A 16,186-nucleotide genomic window follows, 5' to 3' on the forward strand; every position below is an offset into this window, starting at 1 on the left:
CCGGGTGGTGAGCACCGATTTTCAGCAGGCGCGGCTGTCACTCGGTGTGCGGCTACGGGAGTTGCGCACCGAGGCGGGCGTGAACGGCCGCGACCTCGCCGGACGGCTGGGCTGGCCGGCGTCGAAGATTTCGAAGCTGGAGAACGGCAAGCAGACGGCCACTCCCGCGGATCTTCATGCGTGGGCCGAAGCGCTGGGATGCCCCGAGACCGCTGCCGAGTTGAAGGGCAGGCTGCAAGGCCTGGAGTACCGCTATCGGGGATGGAAGCGGGTGCTGGCCGGCGGGCACCGGGTGCGCGAGGAAGCCGGAGTCAGGCACGGCCGGGAGGCGGCGGTGACCACCGGCTACGAACCTGCCATCATCCCGGGCATTTTCCAGATCGCGGAATACGCCCGCCACGTCCTGACTCGCGCAACCGATCTGGATGACGGGCCACGTGACATCGAGGAAGGAGTATGTGCCCGGTTGAAGCGCCAGGAGTCCCTCTACCAGCGAGGGAAGCGCTTCCGCTTCATCATGTCCGAGGCCGCGCTGTACGTGCAGATCTGTCCGCCCGACGTTCTGGCTGCTCAACTCGACCGTCTGGGAGGCCTGCTGGGGCTCGACTCGGTTGAGGTGGGGATCGTTCCGCTCGGGGCTCCGGTGGCGGTCATTCCCAAGCACGGCTTCTGGATCTACGACGACAGGCTCGCGATCGTCGAGACGTGGAACGCCGAGCTGCGGCTCGACGAACCCGCCGACATCGCGCTGTACCGGAAGGTCTGGGGAAAGCTGCACGATGCTGCGGTGTACGGCCCTACGGCACACCGGCTGATCGCCCGCGCGCGCTCGACGCTGGCACTGGCAGCCACCTGAGAAACCTGCGGAAGCCTCGCCGCGCACAGGAGAAATGCGGAGAAATGCGGCTCACGCCAGCTTGGTTGGGCCTCTACCGTGCTGGACAGGACCTTGCCGGCACCCGAATGACCGGCACCGATCGAGAGGAGCCGGAATGGGCGAGCACGGAGACGGCAAGGGTGGCGAGGACGGGGACAAGAAGCAGTCCCCGAAGGAGTCCGACGGTCAGTGGACCAAGCCCGTGAAGCCGCCGAAGAAGTGAGCGCCAACTGATGGACGACTACGCACAGTTGCTGACCCGGCTGGAATCGGCGGGGGCGCTGGGCGAGGGGTGGCGGGGCGCGTTCGAGCGTGCCCCGCGCTCTTCCTTCGTCCCGGACTCCGTCTGGGCGCCGGACGGCGACAGCCCGACCGGCTACGGCCGGATCACCCGGGCCGACCACCCGGACACCTGGTGGGCGCTGGTGAACGCCGACGAGGTGGTGGTCACCCAGATCGATGACGGCCTCGATACCGGGCCGGGCATCGCCACCTCCTCGGCCTCCATGCCGTCCCTCGTCGCGAGGATGCTCCGGCATCTGGACGTGACCGATGGGAACACCGTGCTCGACATCGGCACCGGCACCGGATGGACGAGCGCGCTCCTCTCCGCCAGGCTCGGCGACGCCCACGTGACCACCGTCGAGGTCGATCGAGCGGTCGCTGCCGCAGCGGCCCGACGCCTCGCCGCAGCAGGCTTCCATCCCAGTTGCTCGACCGGCGACGGCCTCGAAGGCCAGTCCCTCCGGGCGCCTTACGATCGCGTCCATTCCACGGCGGCGGTTCGCCGACTGCCGCGTGCCTGGCTCGCACAGACCCGCCCCGGCGGCGTGATCGTCACCCCCTGGGGCACGCCCTACGCCAACGCCGGACTCCTGCGCGTGGTGGTCGGTGACCCGGGGGCGCCCTCCCACGGCAGGTTCGTGGACAACGTGAGCTTCATGTGGGTTCGCAGCCAGCGCCCCCACCCGGTGACCGAACCGACCGACCGGCCGATCCACCGGGGCTCGTCGCCGATCGACCCGGAGCTGGCGCTGGAGAACGTGGACGTGGCGTTCGCCATCGGCCTCCGGGTGCCTGGCGTTCGGTATCAACACACCTGGGACGACACGGACCCCGGCGGCACCTATCGCATGCGACTCTCCGACGGCGCCGGCTCCTGGGCGTCCGTCCGCCACCACGACTGGGGCGCCGCCGACGCAGTCCAGCAGGCCGGGCCCCGCCGCCTGTGGGACGAGATCGTCCGCGCCCGCCGAGGATGGCTCGCCGACGGCGAACCGGACCTCACCCGCTTCGGCGTGACGATGACGCCGACCGGCGAGCAGCACGTGTGGCTCGACGAGCCCGGCAACCTGATCGGATGACCCAGCCGCGAACCCTCGCGTGCCTGGCCTGAGCCCCCGCGCAGGAAGTCGGCCGGGCCGACTTCCTGCGCGGGGCCTTCAGAATCCCGGCCGCATCCTGGCCGTCCTTGTCGGCGCCTTCTGGGAAGCTCGCCCGCGCGGTGGAACCGGTGGCAGGCGCAGACGGTCACCTTCGGTGTGACCTCGAACGAATCGCAGATCGATCCCGTCCGCCCCCACGTCAGCCGCAGGCGCATGCTGCTGGGCGTCGCCGGCGTGGCGGCGGCCGCCGCCACCGTGGGGGGCGTCGGCTGGTGGGCGCGGCGGGACGCCGACACCGGCCACCGCGTCTGGAGCCGGACCGGTACCGGCAGCCGGGTCGCCCTGTCGGCCACCCCGCAGCCCGACCTCTACGTCGCGGACTTCGACGGCACGGTCAGGGCCCTCGACCTGCGGACCGGCACCCCGCGCTGGAGTGCCGAGGTCGCCTCGCGCAACCCCGCCGACAGTAACTTCGGCTGGCCGATCGCCGCAGGTGACGGACTGGTCTGCGTGACCACCGACTCCCACGTCCACGCCCTGGACGCCGCGTCCGGGGCCGTCCGGTGGGCCGTGCCCGCGCCGGGGGGCTACCTGTCCGGATGGACGGACGGCCCCATCGTCGGCGGGGACGTGTTCGCGAGCTACGACGGCCGCGTCCACTCCTACGACGCGGCCACCGGCGAAGCCCGGTGGAGCAGTCCGCTGGAGGCCGCCTGCGTACCGGCGGTCGCGGGCGGCACCGTGTACCTCGCCGCCCCCGCCGGTGGGGTCTCCGCCCTCGACGCGAAGACCTGTGAGCGGCGCTGGGAGCAACCCGCCGTCGGCAAGCTCGTCGACCGGCCCGTGGTCCACGAGGGCGTCCTCTACCTGTCGGCTTCCGCCGGCGCCGCCTCGACCGTCTCGGCCTCGACCGTCTCCGCCCTGGACGCGGCGACCGGTCGGGTGCTCTGGCAGCGTGACGACCTCGGCCACCCCGTTGTCCAGCCCGCCCCGGTCGCCGACGGGACGCTCTGCCTCCTCGACAACGACCGGGTCATCGCCGTCGAGGCGGGTACGGGCCGCAGCCGGTGGACGTCCTCGGTGCCGGACGGCCTGGGCCGGGGCATGAGCACCATGGCCGTCGCCGACGGCCGGGTCTACGTGGCGCTGAACGACGGTCGGCTGCACGCCCTCGACCTCGCCACCGGCCGGCTTCAATGGCAGGACGATCCGGCCAAGTTCGGCACCGAGTACACCGGGCTCTCGCTGACGGCCTTCGGCGGCGTCGCCTACCGCGGCAGCCGGGCCGGCCTCTACGCGGCGGGCATACCCGCGGCCTGACCTCCGCGCGAGGTCTCGGCGCGGCAGGGCACCGCGCGGTGCGCCTTCAGGCAGCGGGCACTGCCCGTAGGGACCTGGCGCCCGGGTCGACGTCACCGATATCCAGGAGAGTGAGCTTTCGAGTCGAGAGGGGGACGATGCACGCCCACGACAGGACCAAGGCTGCCGCCGCCGGCAAGGCCCGCACGCCGGCCCGTACTTCGGAGCCGACGACCAGGAACCCGAACCGGGCGCAGGCCGCCGCCCAGTCGCTGCTCGGTCTCCAGAGCACCCACGGCAACGCGGCCGTCGTGCAGATGCTCCGCGCGACCGGGATCCAGCGCGCGTCCGACCAGAACCGGCCCATGATCAATCACCAGAACCCGGACGACGACTGGGAGGCCGACAACACCGCGCCCGCGCGTACGGACGGTCTCGTCCTCAGCGGTCACGGCGCCTGGGAGGCCGCGAACGGCAGCTTCCGGGTGCCCGCGGGGACGCGGGTGCACTTCTACACGCAGCACGGGATGGTCCTCCCCGACGACCTGGGCGGGCAGGTGGAGAACGGCGCCAACCGGGGCGGCAGCGTGGAACAGGGGCAAGAGCGTGGCGCCGCGCGCACCGTGGTGGGCGGGCGGAGCCTGCAGAACTACACCATCTCCTACCCCAGCGGCCTCACCATCCGGGGAAACCCGGCGATCGCCAGCCCGGTTGGCGGCGGGTACGACGTCGAACTCGATCCGGGGACGCCGGCCGCAACCGTCATCAACGTCGCCACGCTGATCGACCCCCAACTCGCGGGCCGCTCGATCGTCTTCGACGGCGACGTGCTGCTGAGCGACATCCTGCGGCCCGGCATGGGCGACGTGCACTTCGCGGCCTGCCGCTTCGTCGAGACCAACAGGCCCGGGACGCGGAACCAGGGCCGTCCTCAGAACCACAACTACGCCGGCGACCCCGGCGAGGCCGGCGGTCTCTACAACCCCTGACCCGCCCGGCCTCCAATGCTCCGCGCTCCGCGCAGGAAGTCGGCCCACCCGACTTCCTGCGCAAGGGGCGCCGCCCCGAGCAGGCCTCAACCAGCCACGCGCACCACGTACTTGCCGGTGGCCCGCCCCTCCGCCATGGCGTCGTGGGCGGCGGGGACGGAGGCCAGGCCGGGGACTTCGGTGACCGGCAGCGTGAGGTCACCGGCGGCGAGCAGGTCGAGGACCGTGCGGATGGCGCGGGCGAGCCGTTCAGGGGCGGTGGTGGCCAGGGCGCGGTGGCTGAAGCCGGTGATGGTGAGGTTCCCGGCCATCAGGCGGCCGAGCGGCGGCAGGTCGGCGACGGCGCAGCCGCCCGCGTTGCCGAAGAGGACGATCCGGCCGCCGGGTGCGGTGAGTTCGAGGTCGAGCTCCAGGGCCTCGGTGCCCAGCGGGTCCAGCACGAGGTCGACGCCCCGGCCCCCGGTCGCGGCCCGGACGGCCTCGGGCAGTGCCTCGTCGCGGGCGAAGGCGTGGTGGTAGCCGGAGGCGACGGCGGACGCCGCCTTCTCCGGGCGGCCCACCGTGCCGATCAGCCGACCGCCACCCCCGATCAGCGGGACCAGTTGGGCGACGGCGTGGCCGATCCCGCCGCCGGCCGAGTGCACCAGGACGGTGTCCCCGGCGGTGAGCCGGCCGGCGTCGGTGAGCAGCAGCACGGCGGTGGCCAGGCCCAGCGGGGCGGCGGCGGCCTCGTGCAGCGCCAGCCCGTCCGGGACGGGCACGGTGAGCGCGGCCTCGGCGAGCACCACCTCGGCCAGGCCGCCGCCGACGGGCGCGGCCGCCACCCGGTCGCCCACCGCCAGTCCGGTGACGCCCTCGCCGACCGCCCGGACGGTGCCGGCCACCTCCTTGCCCGGCCGGTACGGCCAGGCGGTGACGTAGCCGGCGTCGCCCCGGCGGCCCATCACGTCGACGAAGTTCAGCCCGGCGTAGGCGACGTCGACCGCCACCTGGCCGGGGCCGGGGTTCGGGGCCTCGACCTCCCGGATCTCCGTGTGCTCGGCCCCACCGGGTGCGGTCATCACCAGTGCGCGCATGTCGGTCCCCCTCGACTACGATGTTCGACGAACGGCGAAATTGACGTGAGGTAGTGGTACCACGCAGTTTCGATGATTGTCGAACATCGCAGATCAAGCGCAGATCAAGCGCTTGAATCAACCGCAGATCAGGGAGGTCGGATCATGCCCCGCAGTACCCGGCGCCGACCGGCGCTCGCCCACCCCGCGACCGGGGAGATCGACCTGCTCGACGTCCTGCACGCGCTCTCCGACCCCACTCGGATGACCATCGTGCGCATCCTGCGCGCCGAACCCGAGCGGGCCTGCGGCACCTTCCCGGTGGACGTCGCCCCCTCCACCCTCAGCCACCACTTCAAGGTGCTGCGCGAGTCCGGCCTGATCCGCCAGCGCGAGGAGGCCAACCGCAAGTTCTCCGCCCTGCGCGCCGTCGACCTGGAGCAGCGCTTCCCCGGCCTCCTCGACACCATCCTCGCCGCCCACGCGCGGGCCGAAGCCGACGCACAGGCTGAGGCCGACGCACGGGCCGAGCCCTACGCGCGGGCCGAAGCCCGCGCGTAGGCAGCCGCCCGCGCGCGGCGCCGCCGCCCGTCAGCGCAGGCGCGAGGAGGACAGGATCGACGCCAGGTGCGCCACCACCATGCCCCAGGTGATCACCGCGATCCCCGCGACCGCCGCCCGCGTCGCGTCCAGGTTGCCGAGCGCCGCGTCCGCCACGGCCGCCGCCAGCAGCACCAGGGAGGCCTCGATGCCGTTCGTCACCCGGTGGATCTTGAACACCGAGGCGAGCCGGCGCGCGGTAGCGATGCCCTGCGAGCGCGGCTGGGTGGACTCCTCGTCCGCCGGGGCCTGCCCGCTGCGGGCCCGGGCCACGTCCACCAGGTCCGTCGAGGCCTTGAGCAGCACCACGCCCAGCGCGGCCGCCAGGCCCACCGACACCCACAGCTCCGACCCGCCCCGGGCCGCCCGCACGCCCGCGCCGATCATCAGCGCCGCGTCCGCCAGATAGGCGCCGAGCCGATCCACGTAGACCCCGGCCATGCTGAACTGGCGCTTCCAGCGCGCCACTTCGCCGTCGACGCAGTCGAAGAGCAGGAACAGCTGGAACAGCACCGCCGCCAGCACGGCGCCGGTCAGGCCGGGGATCAGCAGGGCCGCCCCGCCGCCGACCCCGCAGACCACCATCACCCAGGTGAGGGTGTTCGGCGACACCGAGGTGCGTACCAACTGCCGGGTCGTGCGCAGCGAGATGCGGCGCATGTACAGCCGTCCCGCCCAGTGCTCACCGTTGCGGCTCTGCAGCTTGGCCTGCGGCTGGCACACCTCGCGCAAGTCCGCGAGCGCCGGAGCAGCCACCATGACGACATCCCTCCACCTGTCCCGAAACGATCACCACAGGCTACGGCCTCCCGGACCCCGCCCCGACCGGTCCCTCGTCGCCGTCCGGAGGCGGGGGAGCCGCCTGCCGGGCGGCCCCGGGAGGAAAACCGCTGGGCCGCCGGAAGGCCCCGGGCTAGGCTTCGCGGGTTCGTCGGAACCGGAAGCCCCGGCCCCGATCACCCGCCCCCGCAAGCCGGTTGACGTGGTCCGGAGCGCAACGAGGAGTGCTGATCATGGCGACCACAGGCGGCGCGGCGCACAGCCCGGGCCTGGCCGAACTGCTGGCCGAGCACCGGCTGCAGGGCCCGACGGAGACCGCCGACCACGAGCGCGTCCGCCACCTCACCGGGGCCGCCGACGCCTGGGACCGCGGGACGCCGCTGCACTTCACCGCCTCCGCGCTGATCGTCCACCCGCCGACCCGGCGCGTCCTCCTGCGCTGGCACGTGCGCCAGCAGGCCTGGCTCCAGGTCGGCGGCCACGGCGACCCGGGGGAGACCCTGCCGCTGGACATCGCGCTGCGCGAAGGCCTGGAGGAGACCGGACTCGCCGACCTCACCCCGTGGCCCGACGCCGCCCTCGTCCACCTCGCCGTCGTGCCCGTCCCGGCCTCGCCCGTCGAACCGGCCCACGAACACGCCGACCTGCGCTTCCTGCTGGCCACCGCCACCCCGGAGCGGGCGCGGCCGGAGAACCCCGCCGCCCCGCTGGAGTGGCTCACCATCGCCGAGGCCCGGCAGCGGACCACCGAGGAGAACCTCCGCGAAACGCTCGACCGGGCCGGCCGCCTGCTCGACGCCCCCGCCTGACCTTTCGAACCCCGCTGGAGCACACCCGGATGCACACCGACCAGACCCTCATCTTCGACGCCGACGACACGCTCTGGGAGAACAACGTCCTCTTCGAGCGCGTCATCGACGGCTTCCTGGACTGGGCCGCCACCCCGGCCGACCGCGAGCCCGCCAGGGCCGTCCTCGACGAGATCGAAGCCGCCAACTCCGCCGCCCTCGGCTACGGTGCCGCCGTGTTCCGGCAGAGCCTCACCGACTGCCTGCGGCGGCTGAACGGCGACCGCACCCCCACCCCGGCCGAAGAAGCCCGGATCGACGGCCTCCTCACTCCGCTCAGCAGCCGCGAGATCGAGCTGATCCCCGGCGTCGCCGACACCCTCGCCGACCTCGCCGGACGCCACCACCTGCTGCTGCTCACCAAGGGCGACCTCGACGAGCAGCAGCGCAAGGTGACGGCCTCCACGATCGACCACCACTTCCGCGGCGTCCACATCGTGGCCGAGAAGTCGGCGGACACCTACCGGCGGCTCAGCGCCGAGCTCGGCCTCGACCCCGACCGGACCTGGATGATCGGCAACTCGCCCAAGTCCGACATCGCCCCGGCCCGCCAGGCCGGCCTGCGCACGGTCTTCATCCCGCACGAGCACACCTGGGTCCTGGAACACCAGGACCTCGGCCCCGACGAGGCGACCCTGCGACTGGCGGCCTTCTCCGAGCTGCTGCGGCACTTCTGACACGGACCGGCGGGGTCGGCAGGATCGCCGGGGTCGGCAGGATCGCCGGGGTCGCCGGGGTCAGCGGGATCGGCGGCGGCGCTCACAGCGCGAGCGCCGTCGCCGGCGCCGGTGCGCCGCCCCGGTGCAACCAGGCCCGCTCCGCGGCCGTCCACGTGCTCGTCGTCACCAGGTGGAGCGCGGCGGCCACCGGCACCAGCATCGCGAACAGCACCGACCCGAAGGACAGGTAAGGCAGCAGCCCCGCCCCCGGCTGAGGGGTCGGCTGCGCGGCCGCCGCCCGCCTGGCCCGGCGGAAGTTGACGTACCCGACCGCCGCCAGCCCGGCGTACAGCAGGCCGAACACCGCCAACTGCCCGGCACCGTGCGCGCTCCCGACGTGCAGGCCGAGCGGCACGCCGAACAGGGTGTGGTCCAGCAGGCCGTTCGGGGTGGTGAACAGGCGGTACATCACCGAGAAGAACGGAATCTGCACCAGCATCGGCAGGCACCCCGCGAACGGCGAGGCCCGCTCCTCCCGGTACAGCTCGGCGAGCGCCTCCCGCAGCTTCTCCGGGCGGTCCTTGAACCGCCGGTTCACCTCGGCGACCTTCGGCGCCAGCCGCGCCCGCGACTTCTCCCCCCGCGCCGCCGCGCGCGCGAAGGGATGCAACGCCAGCCGGACGGCGACGGTGAACAGGACGATCGCCAGCGCGGTCGGCAGTACCTGGGCCAGCGCGGCGACGGCGGCATGGGCGACGGCGACGGCCGGGTCGAGAACAGCGAGAACGGACATGGTGGAGCGAGCCCTCCGGGGGTCTCGGAAAACGAGTGGTCGACGGAGGACGGCCGCGTGGAACGGCGGAAGACGACGAAGCTACGCGGCCGCCGGGGCCGCACCCGGTGCCCTCGGGCGTCGCCTGCCCCGGGCATCGGGATCGCGCTGCGGCAGGAAGGCCGTACGGAACGCGCGCCGCCGCAACACCCCGCTGCGCACCGCCGTGGGCGCCCGCGCGCCCAGCAGCCGCGCCCCCGCCAGCGTGCCCGCGACCGCACCGGCCAGCAGCGCCACGGCGGCGACCGCCGCCACCGACGCGACCGTCCCGCCCTCGGTCACCAGCTCCCCGGTCAGCACCCGGAGCAGCCCGAGCAGCATCGCGACGACGGTCATGCGCTGCTCCTCCTTCGGCGTGACGGACTCGGGGCTGCACGGACTTCGCGGCCCTCGGGCTTCGGTCCCACGGGCTTTGGGCCCACGGGCTTCTGGCCCCACGGACTCGGGGCCGGACTTCAGACGTTCAGGACGATCGCCGAGCCCGCCGAGTTCCCGCCCGGGCGCGGAATTCCCCGTAGCGTACCCGCCGCGCCGAGGTGCTTCGCGAGGCAGTGCAGGGGCGTAGCCGCAGGTGCTACACGGGGCTACCGTGGAGGGATGAAGACGATTACCCAGCGGGAGTTCCGGAACAACTCCGCCGCGGTGATGGACGCGGTGGAGGCCGGGGAGACCTTCCACATCACCAGGAACGGGGTCGAGGTCGCGGAGCTGCGACCGGTGTCCGGACGGCGGCGGCTCACGGCGGAGGAGCTGGTGGCGCGGCACGTGAAGCTGCCGCGGGTGGACTACCAGCAGATGCGCAAGGAGGCCGAGGAGTACTTCGGGCCGGAGGAGCTGGTGGGCGACGACGGCGACGACCCGTTCGAGCGGCGGCGTGGCTGAGCGCAGGCGGGCAGCCCGGCGGCGGCCGGCCGGGGTGCTCGACACCTGTGTCTACATCGATCTGGCCCTGCTCTCCCCGGCGAACCTGCCGGCCGTGCCGGAGCTGACCGCGATCACCTTCGCGGAGCTGCAACAGGGCGTGTCGATGGCCCGCGACGCGGTCAGCCGGGCGGCCCGGCTGGAGGTGCTGGGCGCGGCGATGGCCGACTTCGACCCGCTGCCGTTCGACGCGGCGGCGGCCGCCCGCTACGGCACGCTGGTGACCCTCACCATCGCCGCCGGGCGGCAGCCGCGCCCGCGCCGGATCGACCTGATGATCGCGGCCGTGGCCTCGGCCCACGGACTGCCGCTGTACACCCGCAACGTCGCGGACTTCCGGGGCCTGGGCTCGGCGGTGGAGATCATCGGGGTGTGACGGCCGCCGCTCGCCGGTGGAGCGGTGCTCTCGCTCTTCGTGCCGCTGGCCTGCCGCCCCCGCCCCGCTGGCTGGTCATCTAAGCAGCTTAGAAGTGGAATTGGGGGATGGAGGGGGGTGGCAGGCCCGGCAGCTGCTCAGCCCAGGCGGACCGCGGTGCCCGTGGCGGCGGAGGCCCGGGCGGCCTCCAGGACGGCCAGGGTTGCCACCGCGTCGCGCGGGTCGACCGGGGGCGGGGTGCCCGGGGAGGCCAGGGCGGCGGCGATGCCCGCGTAGAAGGCGGGGTAGTCGCCCGGCTCGGTGGGCAGGGCGATCGAGGACTCGTCGGTGCCGAGGGTGCCGTACTGCGAGGGCTGGTCGGCACCCCACGGGCGGGCGCCGTCCGGTCGGTGCCCGGCCCGCAGCTCCGCCTCCTGCGGGTCCATGCCGGGCTTGACGTACCCGGCGGCGTCGCCGAGCACCCGCAGCCGGGGGCCGATCAGCGGGGTGATGGCGCTGGTCCACAGGTGCGAGCGGGTGCCGGAGGCGTGGGTGAGGGCGAGGAAGGCGTCGTCGTCGACGACCGCGCCGTCCCGGCGCACGTCGACCTCCGCGTACACCGTCTCCACCGGGCCGAACAGGGTCAGCGCCTGGTCCACCAGGTGGCTGCCCAGGTCGTACAGCGTGCCGCCGACCTCCGCCGGGTCGGCGAGCTCGCGCCAGCCGGGCTTGGGCTTCGGGCGGAACCGCTCGAAGCGGGACTCGAAGCGGTGCACCCGGCCGAGCGCGCCGCCCCGGACCAGCCGGGCGGCGGTCAGGAAGTCGCCGTCCCAGCGCCGGTTCTGGAACACGGAGAGCAAGGTGCCCCCGGCCTCGGCGAGCTGGCACAGCTCCAGCGCCTCGGCGGCGGTGCCGGCCAGCGGCTTGTCGACGACGGTGGCCAGCCCGGCGCGCAGGGCGGCGCGGGCGAGCGGCGCGTGGGTGCGGTTGGGAGAGGCGACGACGACGAGGTCGAGCGCGTCCGGGTCGGCGAGCAGCTGCTCGGGGGTGTCGACGGCGCGGGCACCGGGGTGTTCGCGGCGCAGCTGCCCGCGGCGCTCGGGGTTGGCGGTGACCACGGCGTCCAACCGCAGCCCCGGCGTGGTGGCGATGAGCGGGGCGTGGAAGGCGGAGCCGGCCAGGCCGTAGCCGATCAGGCCGACGCGGAACGGGCGGTCCGGAGAGGACGAGGGGGTCGAGGCGCTCATGCGCCCACTCAATCACGAGGCGCCCGGTTGCTCCCGGTTTCGCAGTGGCGGAGCCGGGAGGCGGGGCGGACGTCGGTTCGCGTCCTCGCTCGTCGGACGGCATGGGGGCGAGACGTCTCAGGGCAGTTGACGGGTCAGCCGACGCAGCCGGGTACCGAGGGGGAGCTGCCGACGCAGTTGTCGGGGGTGTTTCCACTGACCGGTGTCGTGGTGAGTGTCATGGTGCCGTTCTGCCGGTAGATGCCGCCGGCCGTCATGACGGCATGGTTGGCGCTGATCTGGGTGCTGGTCAGCGTGGTGGAGGTGGAGCCGATGGCGGCGATGCCGCCGCCCTGGGACCCGGAGCTGTTGCCCGCGTCGATGAAACTGCTGGTGGTGGTGAGCGAGCCGCGCAGGCCGTTGTAGATCCCGCCGCCCTGGCCGGTGGCGCTGTTCCCGGCCACGGTGCTGTTCGTGAAGGTCGCCACCGCCCCCTTCTGGGGGGCGCCGATGTCCTCGTTGGCCAGGCCGCCGCCCCTGCCCTGGGCGGTGTTGCCGGTCAGGGCGCTGGCCGTGAGGGTCACCGCGCCGTAGTTGAGGATGCCGCCGCCGTCGGTGACGGCGGAGCCGTTGCTGAGGGTGACGTTGCCCTTGAGGGTGAGGCTGGCGCCCGCGGCCACCTTGACGATGCGGAAGCCGGCCGTACCGGCCGTCGTCGAGCGCGTGATGGTGTCGTTGTCACCGGTCAGGGTGATGGCGGTGGTGATGATCGGCAGCGCGTTCGCGCCGTCGGTGTCACTGCTGTGCGACGAGGCGATGGTGTAGACGCAGTCGGTCGCGAGGACGACGTTGCCCCCGCCGGCGCTGTTGGCGGCATTGATCGCCGCGACCAGCGCCGTCTCGTTGCAGGCCACGGCCGCCTGTGCGGAGGTGGGGGCCAGTGCGGCCAGCACGGCGGTCAGGACGACGGAACCGGCGAGGACCGGAATGGTGCGGATGCGTCGCATGACGCTCCCTTCGGGTTGATGGAGACCCCCGTGTTCGTGGTGCCGTGCCAGCAGCAGCAGCAGCTGCTGCGGGCGCGGGCCCGGTTCGGCCCGCGCGAGCAGACCGGGCCGGGCCAGGCCGTGGAGGCTTCGCGCCACGGCCTGGCCCGGCGGCCGAGCGATGCCGCGCGTCCGTCTCAGGTGGTGAGAACCGGCGGAACGGCGCAGGCCTTCACGGCGGCGGTGCTGGCGGTGGCGGCGGTGGCGGCCGCGGTGGCGGCAGCGGTGGAGGAGGTGACCGCGGCGGCCTCGGCGGCGGCGGCGCTGGTGGCGGCTGCGGCCTCTGCGGCGGCGTTGGGTGGCACGGCTTGGGTCGCCGCGATGAAGGTCTTGAGGGCGGCGGCGGCCGACGCGGCGTCGGCCTGCGCCGCGGCTGCCGCGGTGGAGGCGTTGGCGGCGGCGACCGACGAGGAGACGGTGGCGGCCGCGCAGGCCACGGCGTCCCTGCGGGCCTGACCGGTCGACGCCGAACTCGGTGTGTTCGTCGAGATGTTGGCCTCGGCCGCAGCCGTGCCTCCGGCCAGCAAGGTGCCGATGGCAAGAGCTGCGACGGCTATGCGATGGATCTTCATGGGTCCCTGTTCTGGGAAGGATGGGCTCACGTGCCCGGCAGCACAGCCGAACACGGATGCCACGGTGACGAGAGCCGAACCGGCTCCCACCAGAACAAGAACACCGAGCGGCCCGCCTGTCCCTTCGATCATCGCGCCGACGTGCCGAAAGCCGGACCGGAACTGTCCGACTTCCTGTGCGACTTCGCTGGTCAGGAGCGCGCGGGAAGGTCCGGTACGAACTGCCCGGTGGTCCCCTCATCGGCGTAGCGCGTTTGCGTGGACGAACCCGTCCACCGGCCGACTGCCTCCGTTCGCACCGCGGCCGTGCCCGGGAGGAAGTGGCGCACGCGGATGATGTTGCTGCCGGCACGTCGTGGCCGTTCCCGTCCGGGGCCGGGGTCGGCCCGAGGAGGCAGGCTCTAGGCTGGTCCGTGTTGGGGCAGCCAGTGGCGCCCGGCCGGCCGAGGGTGTCCGGTCCGGAGCGATGTGCGAAATCGTTCAGAACCGTTGCAAGACCAAGGAGACACCTACGTGGCAGACCGCAAGCCCATCGAGTCCTGGCTGACCGACATGGACGGCGTCCTCATCCACGAGGGCACGCCGATTCCCGGTGCGAAGGAGTTCCTGCGCAGGCTGCGGGAGTCCGGCAAGCCGTTCCTGGTCCTCACGAACAACTCCATCTACACCCCGCGCGACCTCAGCGCCCGCCTGGCCGGGATGGGCCTGGAGGTGCCGGAGGAGTGCATCTGGACCTCCGCCCTGGCCACCGCCAAGTTCCTCAAGGGCCAGCGCCCGGGCGGCACCGCCTACGTGATCGGCGAGGCGGGGCTCACCACCGCGCTGTACCAGGCCGGTTACGTGCTGACCGACAACAACCCGGACTACGTCGTCCTCGGCGAGACCCGCACCTACAGCTTCGAGGCGCTCACCAAGGCGATCCGCCTGATCAACCAGGGCGCCCGGTTCATCTGCACCAACCCCGACGAGACCGGCCCGTCCCCCGAGGGCGTGCTGCCGGCCACCGGTTCGGTCGCGGCCCTGATCACCAAGGCGACCGGCGTCGAGCCGTACTTCGTCGGCAAGCCCAACCCGCTGATGATGCGCGAGGCGCTGAACACCGCCGGGGCCCACTCCGAGACCGCCGTGATGATCGGCGACCGGATGGACACCGACATCGTCGCGGGCATGGAGGCCGGCATGGAGACCATCCTGGTGCTCACCGGCCTGACCGCCGCCGCCGACGTCGAGCGCTTCCCGTACCGGCCGACCCGGGTGGTCAAGTCGATCGCGGACCTGGTCGAGCTGGTCTAGCCTCTGCGGTGCTGTCGTGGGCCCCGTTCCGGCCGGTCGCCGGAGCGGGGCCCGTTTCGTACCTGTGGTTCGTACCTGTGGGGAGGCACCGGTGGTTCGTACCTGTGGGGAGGCGCTGGCGCAATGAGCGCGACGGGGGATGCGGGGCCGCCGGAGGCGCGGCGGGATGCCGGGGGCGTTGGCGGGGAGGCCGACGAGAAGCGGGTCACCTGGGCCGAGCTCTACTTCGACCTGGTCTTCGTCTTCGCGATCACCCAGGTCTCCGGGCTGCTGCACCACCACCACGACGCCACCGGGCTGGTCCGGGCGCTGGTGGTGTTCGTGCCGGTGTACTGGTGCTGGGTGGGCACCACCGTGCAGGCCAACATCCGGGACGTGGACAACCTGCGGGACCGCCTCGGCATCCTGGCGGTCGGGCTGGCCGGCCTGTTCATGGCGCTCGCCGTCCCGGGCGCGTACGGCGGGCGGGGCGTGCTGCTCGGCGCCGCGTACTGGCTGGCCCGGCTGGTGCTGCTGCTCCTGCTGATCCGTCTGCCGGGCGTCTGGCGCGGCCCGTACGGCGTCGGCGTGCTGGTCAGCGGGCCGCTGCTGGTCGTGGGCGGGCTGCTGCCGGACGGGCCGCGGCTGGCCCTGTGGACGGCGGCCGCGCTCTGCGACCTGGCCGCGCCGCTGGTGTTCCGGCGGCGGCTGGCGGCGGTGGCGTACCACCCCTCGCACATGCCGGAGCGGTTCGCGCTGTTCCTGCTGGTGGCGCTCGGCGAGTCGATCGTCGGGATCGGCGGGACGGCGGCCGGCGCCCGGCTCGACGTGGCCGAACTCGCGGCCGTGGCCGCCGCGTTCACCATCTCGGCGGGGCTGTGGTGGCAGTACTTCGTGTACGCGGCGGACGCCATGCGGTACGCCGTGGAGGTCGCCGACTCCCGGCGGGACGTCGTCCGGCGGATCTTCCAGTACGGGCACCTGGCGCTGGCCGCCGGGGTGATCGGGGTGGCGGTCGGCTTCGGGGAGACCGTCGCGGACCCGTGGCAGACGCTGGGCCCGGGGTCGGTGGCGCTGCTGTACGGCGGGTGCGGGCTGTACCTGCTGACCTTCGGCTACACCCGCTGGATGATGTTCCGCAAGGTGGCGACGACCCGGGTCGGTGCGGCGGCGGTGGTGCTGGGACTGGCGCCGGCGGTGGTGCGGCTGCCGGCGCTGGCGGTGCTGGTGGCACTGGCGGTGCTGCTGGTGGCGCTCAACGTGGTGGAGCACGTCCGGGTGGTGCGGGCGGTCGGTGCGGACCCCGCGTCGGTGCCGCCTGCCGGGTCCGCGCTGCCTGTTGGGTCCCCGCTTCCCGCTGGGTCCCCGCTGCCTTCGGCGGCTCCGGCGGCTTCGGCGGCTTCGGCGGAGTGAGTTGTCGGTGGGGCTGTGTAGCGTTCGGGGTGAAAGAGGGCGTGCGGCACAACAGCC

The 16,186-nt window shown here is 73.3% G+C and carries 18 protein-coding genes; 11 read left to right on the plus strand and 7 right to left on the minus strand.

The window, feature by feature from the left end; all coding sequences use genetic code 11:
- Positions 1 to 7: 7 nt before the first annotated feature.
- From AB0P03_RS08805 to AB0P03_RS08820, 4 genes are all read left to right on the plus strand, one after another.
- Positions 8 to 856, plus strand: a complete 849-nt coding sequence (locus AB0P03_RS08805; protein ID WP_363628128.1) for a helix-turn-helix transcriptional regulator — start codon at positions 8 to 10, stop codon at positions 854 to 856.
- A 254-nt stretch (positions 857 to 1,110) separates the two neighbouring features.
- Positions 1,111 to 2,241: a methyltransferase domain-containing protein gene (locus AB0P03_RS08810; RefSeq protein WP_363628129.1), complete on the plus strand. Its 1,131-nt coding sequence runs from the start codon at positions 1,111 to 1,113 to the stop codon at positions 2,239 to 2,241.
- Between the two features lie 177 nt (positions 2,242 to 2,418).
- Positions 2,419 to 3,582 (plus strand): PQQ-binding-like beta-propeller repeat protein, encoded by a 1,164-nt coding sequence (locus AB0P03_RS08815; RefSeq protein WP_363628130.1) that lies wholly within the window; start codon positions 2,419 to 2,421, stop codon positions 3,580 to 3,582.
- 137 nt (positions 3,583 to 3,719) lie between these two features.
- Complete coding sequence (locus tag AB0P03_RS08820) at positions 3,720 to 4,550, plus strand: putative adhesin (protein ID WP_363583700.1); 831 nt, start codon at positions 3,720 to 3,722, stop codon at positions 4,548 to 4,550.
- Between the two features lie 86 nt (positions 4,551 to 4,636).
- Here AB0P03_RS08820 and AB0P03_RS08825 read toward each other — a convergent pair whose 3' ends face one another.
- Positions 4,637 to 5,626, minus strand: a complete 990-nt coding sequence (locus tag AB0P03_RS08825) for a zinc-binding dehydrogenase (RefSeq protein ID WP_363628131.1) — start codon at positions 5,624 to 5,626, stop codon at positions 4,637 to 4,639.
- Between the two features lie 144 nt (positions 5,627 to 5,770).
- Here AB0P03_RS08825 and AB0P03_RS08830 point away from each other — a divergent pair, with 144 nt between their 5' ends.
- Complete coding sequence (locus AB0P03_RS08830; RefSeq protein WP_363628132.1) at positions 5,771 to 6,166, plus strand: helix-turn-helix domain-containing protein; 396 nt, start codon at positions 5,771 to 5,773, stop codon at positions 6,164 to 6,166.
- A gap of 30 nt (positions 6,167 to 6,196) precedes the next feature.
- On the opposite strand, the gene AB0P03_RS08835 is transcribed toward AB0P03_RS08830, so the two are convergent.
- Positions 6,197 to 6,964, minus strand: a complete 768-nt coding sequence (locus tag AB0P03_RS08835; RefSeq protein WP_363628133.1) for a CDP-alcohol phosphatidyltransferase family protein — start codon at positions 6,962 to 6,964, stop codon at positions 6,197 to 6,199.
- A gap of 254 nt (positions 6,965 to 7,218) precedes the next feature.
- Here AB0P03_RS08835 and AB0P03_RS08840 point away from each other — a divergent pair, with 254 nt between their 5' ends.
- Positions 7,219 to 7,794 carry an NUDIX domain-containing protein gene (locus tag AB0P03_RS08840; RefSeq protein ID WP_363583692.1) on the plus strand — a complete coding sequence of 192 codons (576 nt, stop codon included), beginning with the start codon at positions 7,219 to 7,221 and terminating at the stop codon, positions 7,792 to 7,794.
- Positions 7,795 to 7,823: 29 nt separating this feature from the next.
- On the plus strand, positions 7,824 to 8,510 hold the full coding sequence (locus AB0P03_RS08845) for an HAD family hydrolase (protein ID WP_363583690.1): 687 nt from the start codon (positions 7,824 to 7,826) through the stop codon (positions 8,508 to 8,510).
- Between the two features lie 82 nt (positions 8,511 to 8,592).
- Here the strand turns inward: AB0P03_RS08845 and AB0P03_RS08850 are convergent, their stop codons facing one another.
- A complete protein-coding gene (locus AB0P03_RS08850) occupies positions 8,593 to 9,285 on the minus strand; it encodes a YidC/Oxa1 family membrane protein insertase (RefSeq protein ID WP_363583688.1) in 693 nt (230 codons plus the stop codon).
- An 81-nt stretch (positions 9,286 to 9,366) separates the two neighbouring features.
- Positions 9,367 to 9,660, minus strand: a complete 294-nt coding sequence (locus AB0P03_RS08855) for a DUF6412 domain-containing protein (RefSeq protein ID WP_063349248.1) — start codon at positions 9,658 to 9,660, stop codon at positions 9,367 to 9,369.
- Positions 9,661 to 9,921: 261 nt separating this feature from the next.
- Between AB0P03_RS08855 and AB0P03_RS08860 the strand changes: the two genes are divergently transcribed.
- Together AB0P03_RS08860 and AB0P03_RS08865 are read left to right on the plus strand one after the other, a co-directional pair.
- Positions 9,922 to 10,206, plus strand: coding sequence for a type II toxin-antitoxin system Phd/YefM family antitoxin (locus AB0P03_RS08860; RefSeq protein ID WP_363583686.1), 285 nt, complete (start codon positions 9,922 to 9,924; stop codon positions 10,204 to 10,206).
- Positions 10,199 to 10,621 (plus strand): type II toxin-antitoxin system VapC family toxin, encoded by a 423-nt coding sequence (locus AB0P03_RS08865; protein ID WP_350882649.1) that lies wholly within the window; start codon positions 10,199 to 10,201, stop codon positions 10,619 to 10,621. Before AB0P03_RS08860 ends, AB0P03_RS08865 begins: the two co-directional genes overlap by 8 nt.
- A gap of 137 nt (positions 10,622 to 10,758) precedes the next feature.
- Here AB0P03_RS08865 and AB0P03_RS08870 read toward each other — a convergent pair whose 3' ends face one another.
- The 3 genes from AB0P03_RS08870 to AB0P03_RS08880 form a co-directional block, all read right to left on the minus strand.
- Positions 10,759 to 11,847, minus strand: a complete 1,089-nt coding sequence (locus tag AB0P03_RS08870) for a Gfo/Idh/MocA family oxidoreductase (protein ID WP_363628134.1) — start codon at positions 11,845 to 11,847, stop codon at positions 10,759 to 10,761.
- A gap of 134 nt (positions 11,848 to 11,981) precedes the next feature.
- A complete protein-coding gene (locus AB0P03_RS08875; RefSeq protein WP_363628135.1) occupies positions 11,982 to 12,971 on the minus strand; it encodes a hypothetical protein in 990 nt (329 codons plus the stop codon).
- A gap of 38 nt (positions 12,972 to 13,009) precedes the next feature.
- Complete coding sequence (locus AB0P03_RS08880) at positions 13,010 to 13,444, minus strand: hypothetical protein (RefSeq protein ID WP_363628136.1); 435 nt, start codon at positions 13,442 to 13,444, stop codon at positions 13,010 to 13,012.
- A gap of 513 nt (positions 13,445 to 13,957) precedes the next feature.
- Here AB0P03_RS08880 and AB0P03_RS08885 point away from each other — a divergent pair.
- Both AB0P03_RS08885 and AB0P03_RS08890 read left to right on the plus strand, forming a co-directional pair.
- A complete protein-coding gene (locus AB0P03_RS08885; RefSeq protein ID WP_063349252.1) occupies positions 13,958 to 14,737 on the plus strand; it encodes an HAD-IIA family hydrolase in 780 nt (259 codons plus the stop codon).
- 123 nt (positions 14,738 to 14,860) lie between these two features.
- On the plus strand, positions 14,861 to 16,129 hold the full coding sequence (locus AB0P03_RS08890; RefSeq protein WP_363628137.1) for a low temperature requirement protein A: 1,269 nt from the start codon (positions 14,861 to 14,863) through the stop codon (positions 16,127 to 16,129).
- Positions 16,130 to 16,186 lie beyond the last annotated feature (57 nt).

Source organism: Kitasatospora sp. NPDC088779 (assembly GCF_040685395.1).
GTDB lineage: Bacteria > Actinomycetota > Actinomycetes > Streptomycetales > Streptomycetaceae > Kitasatospora.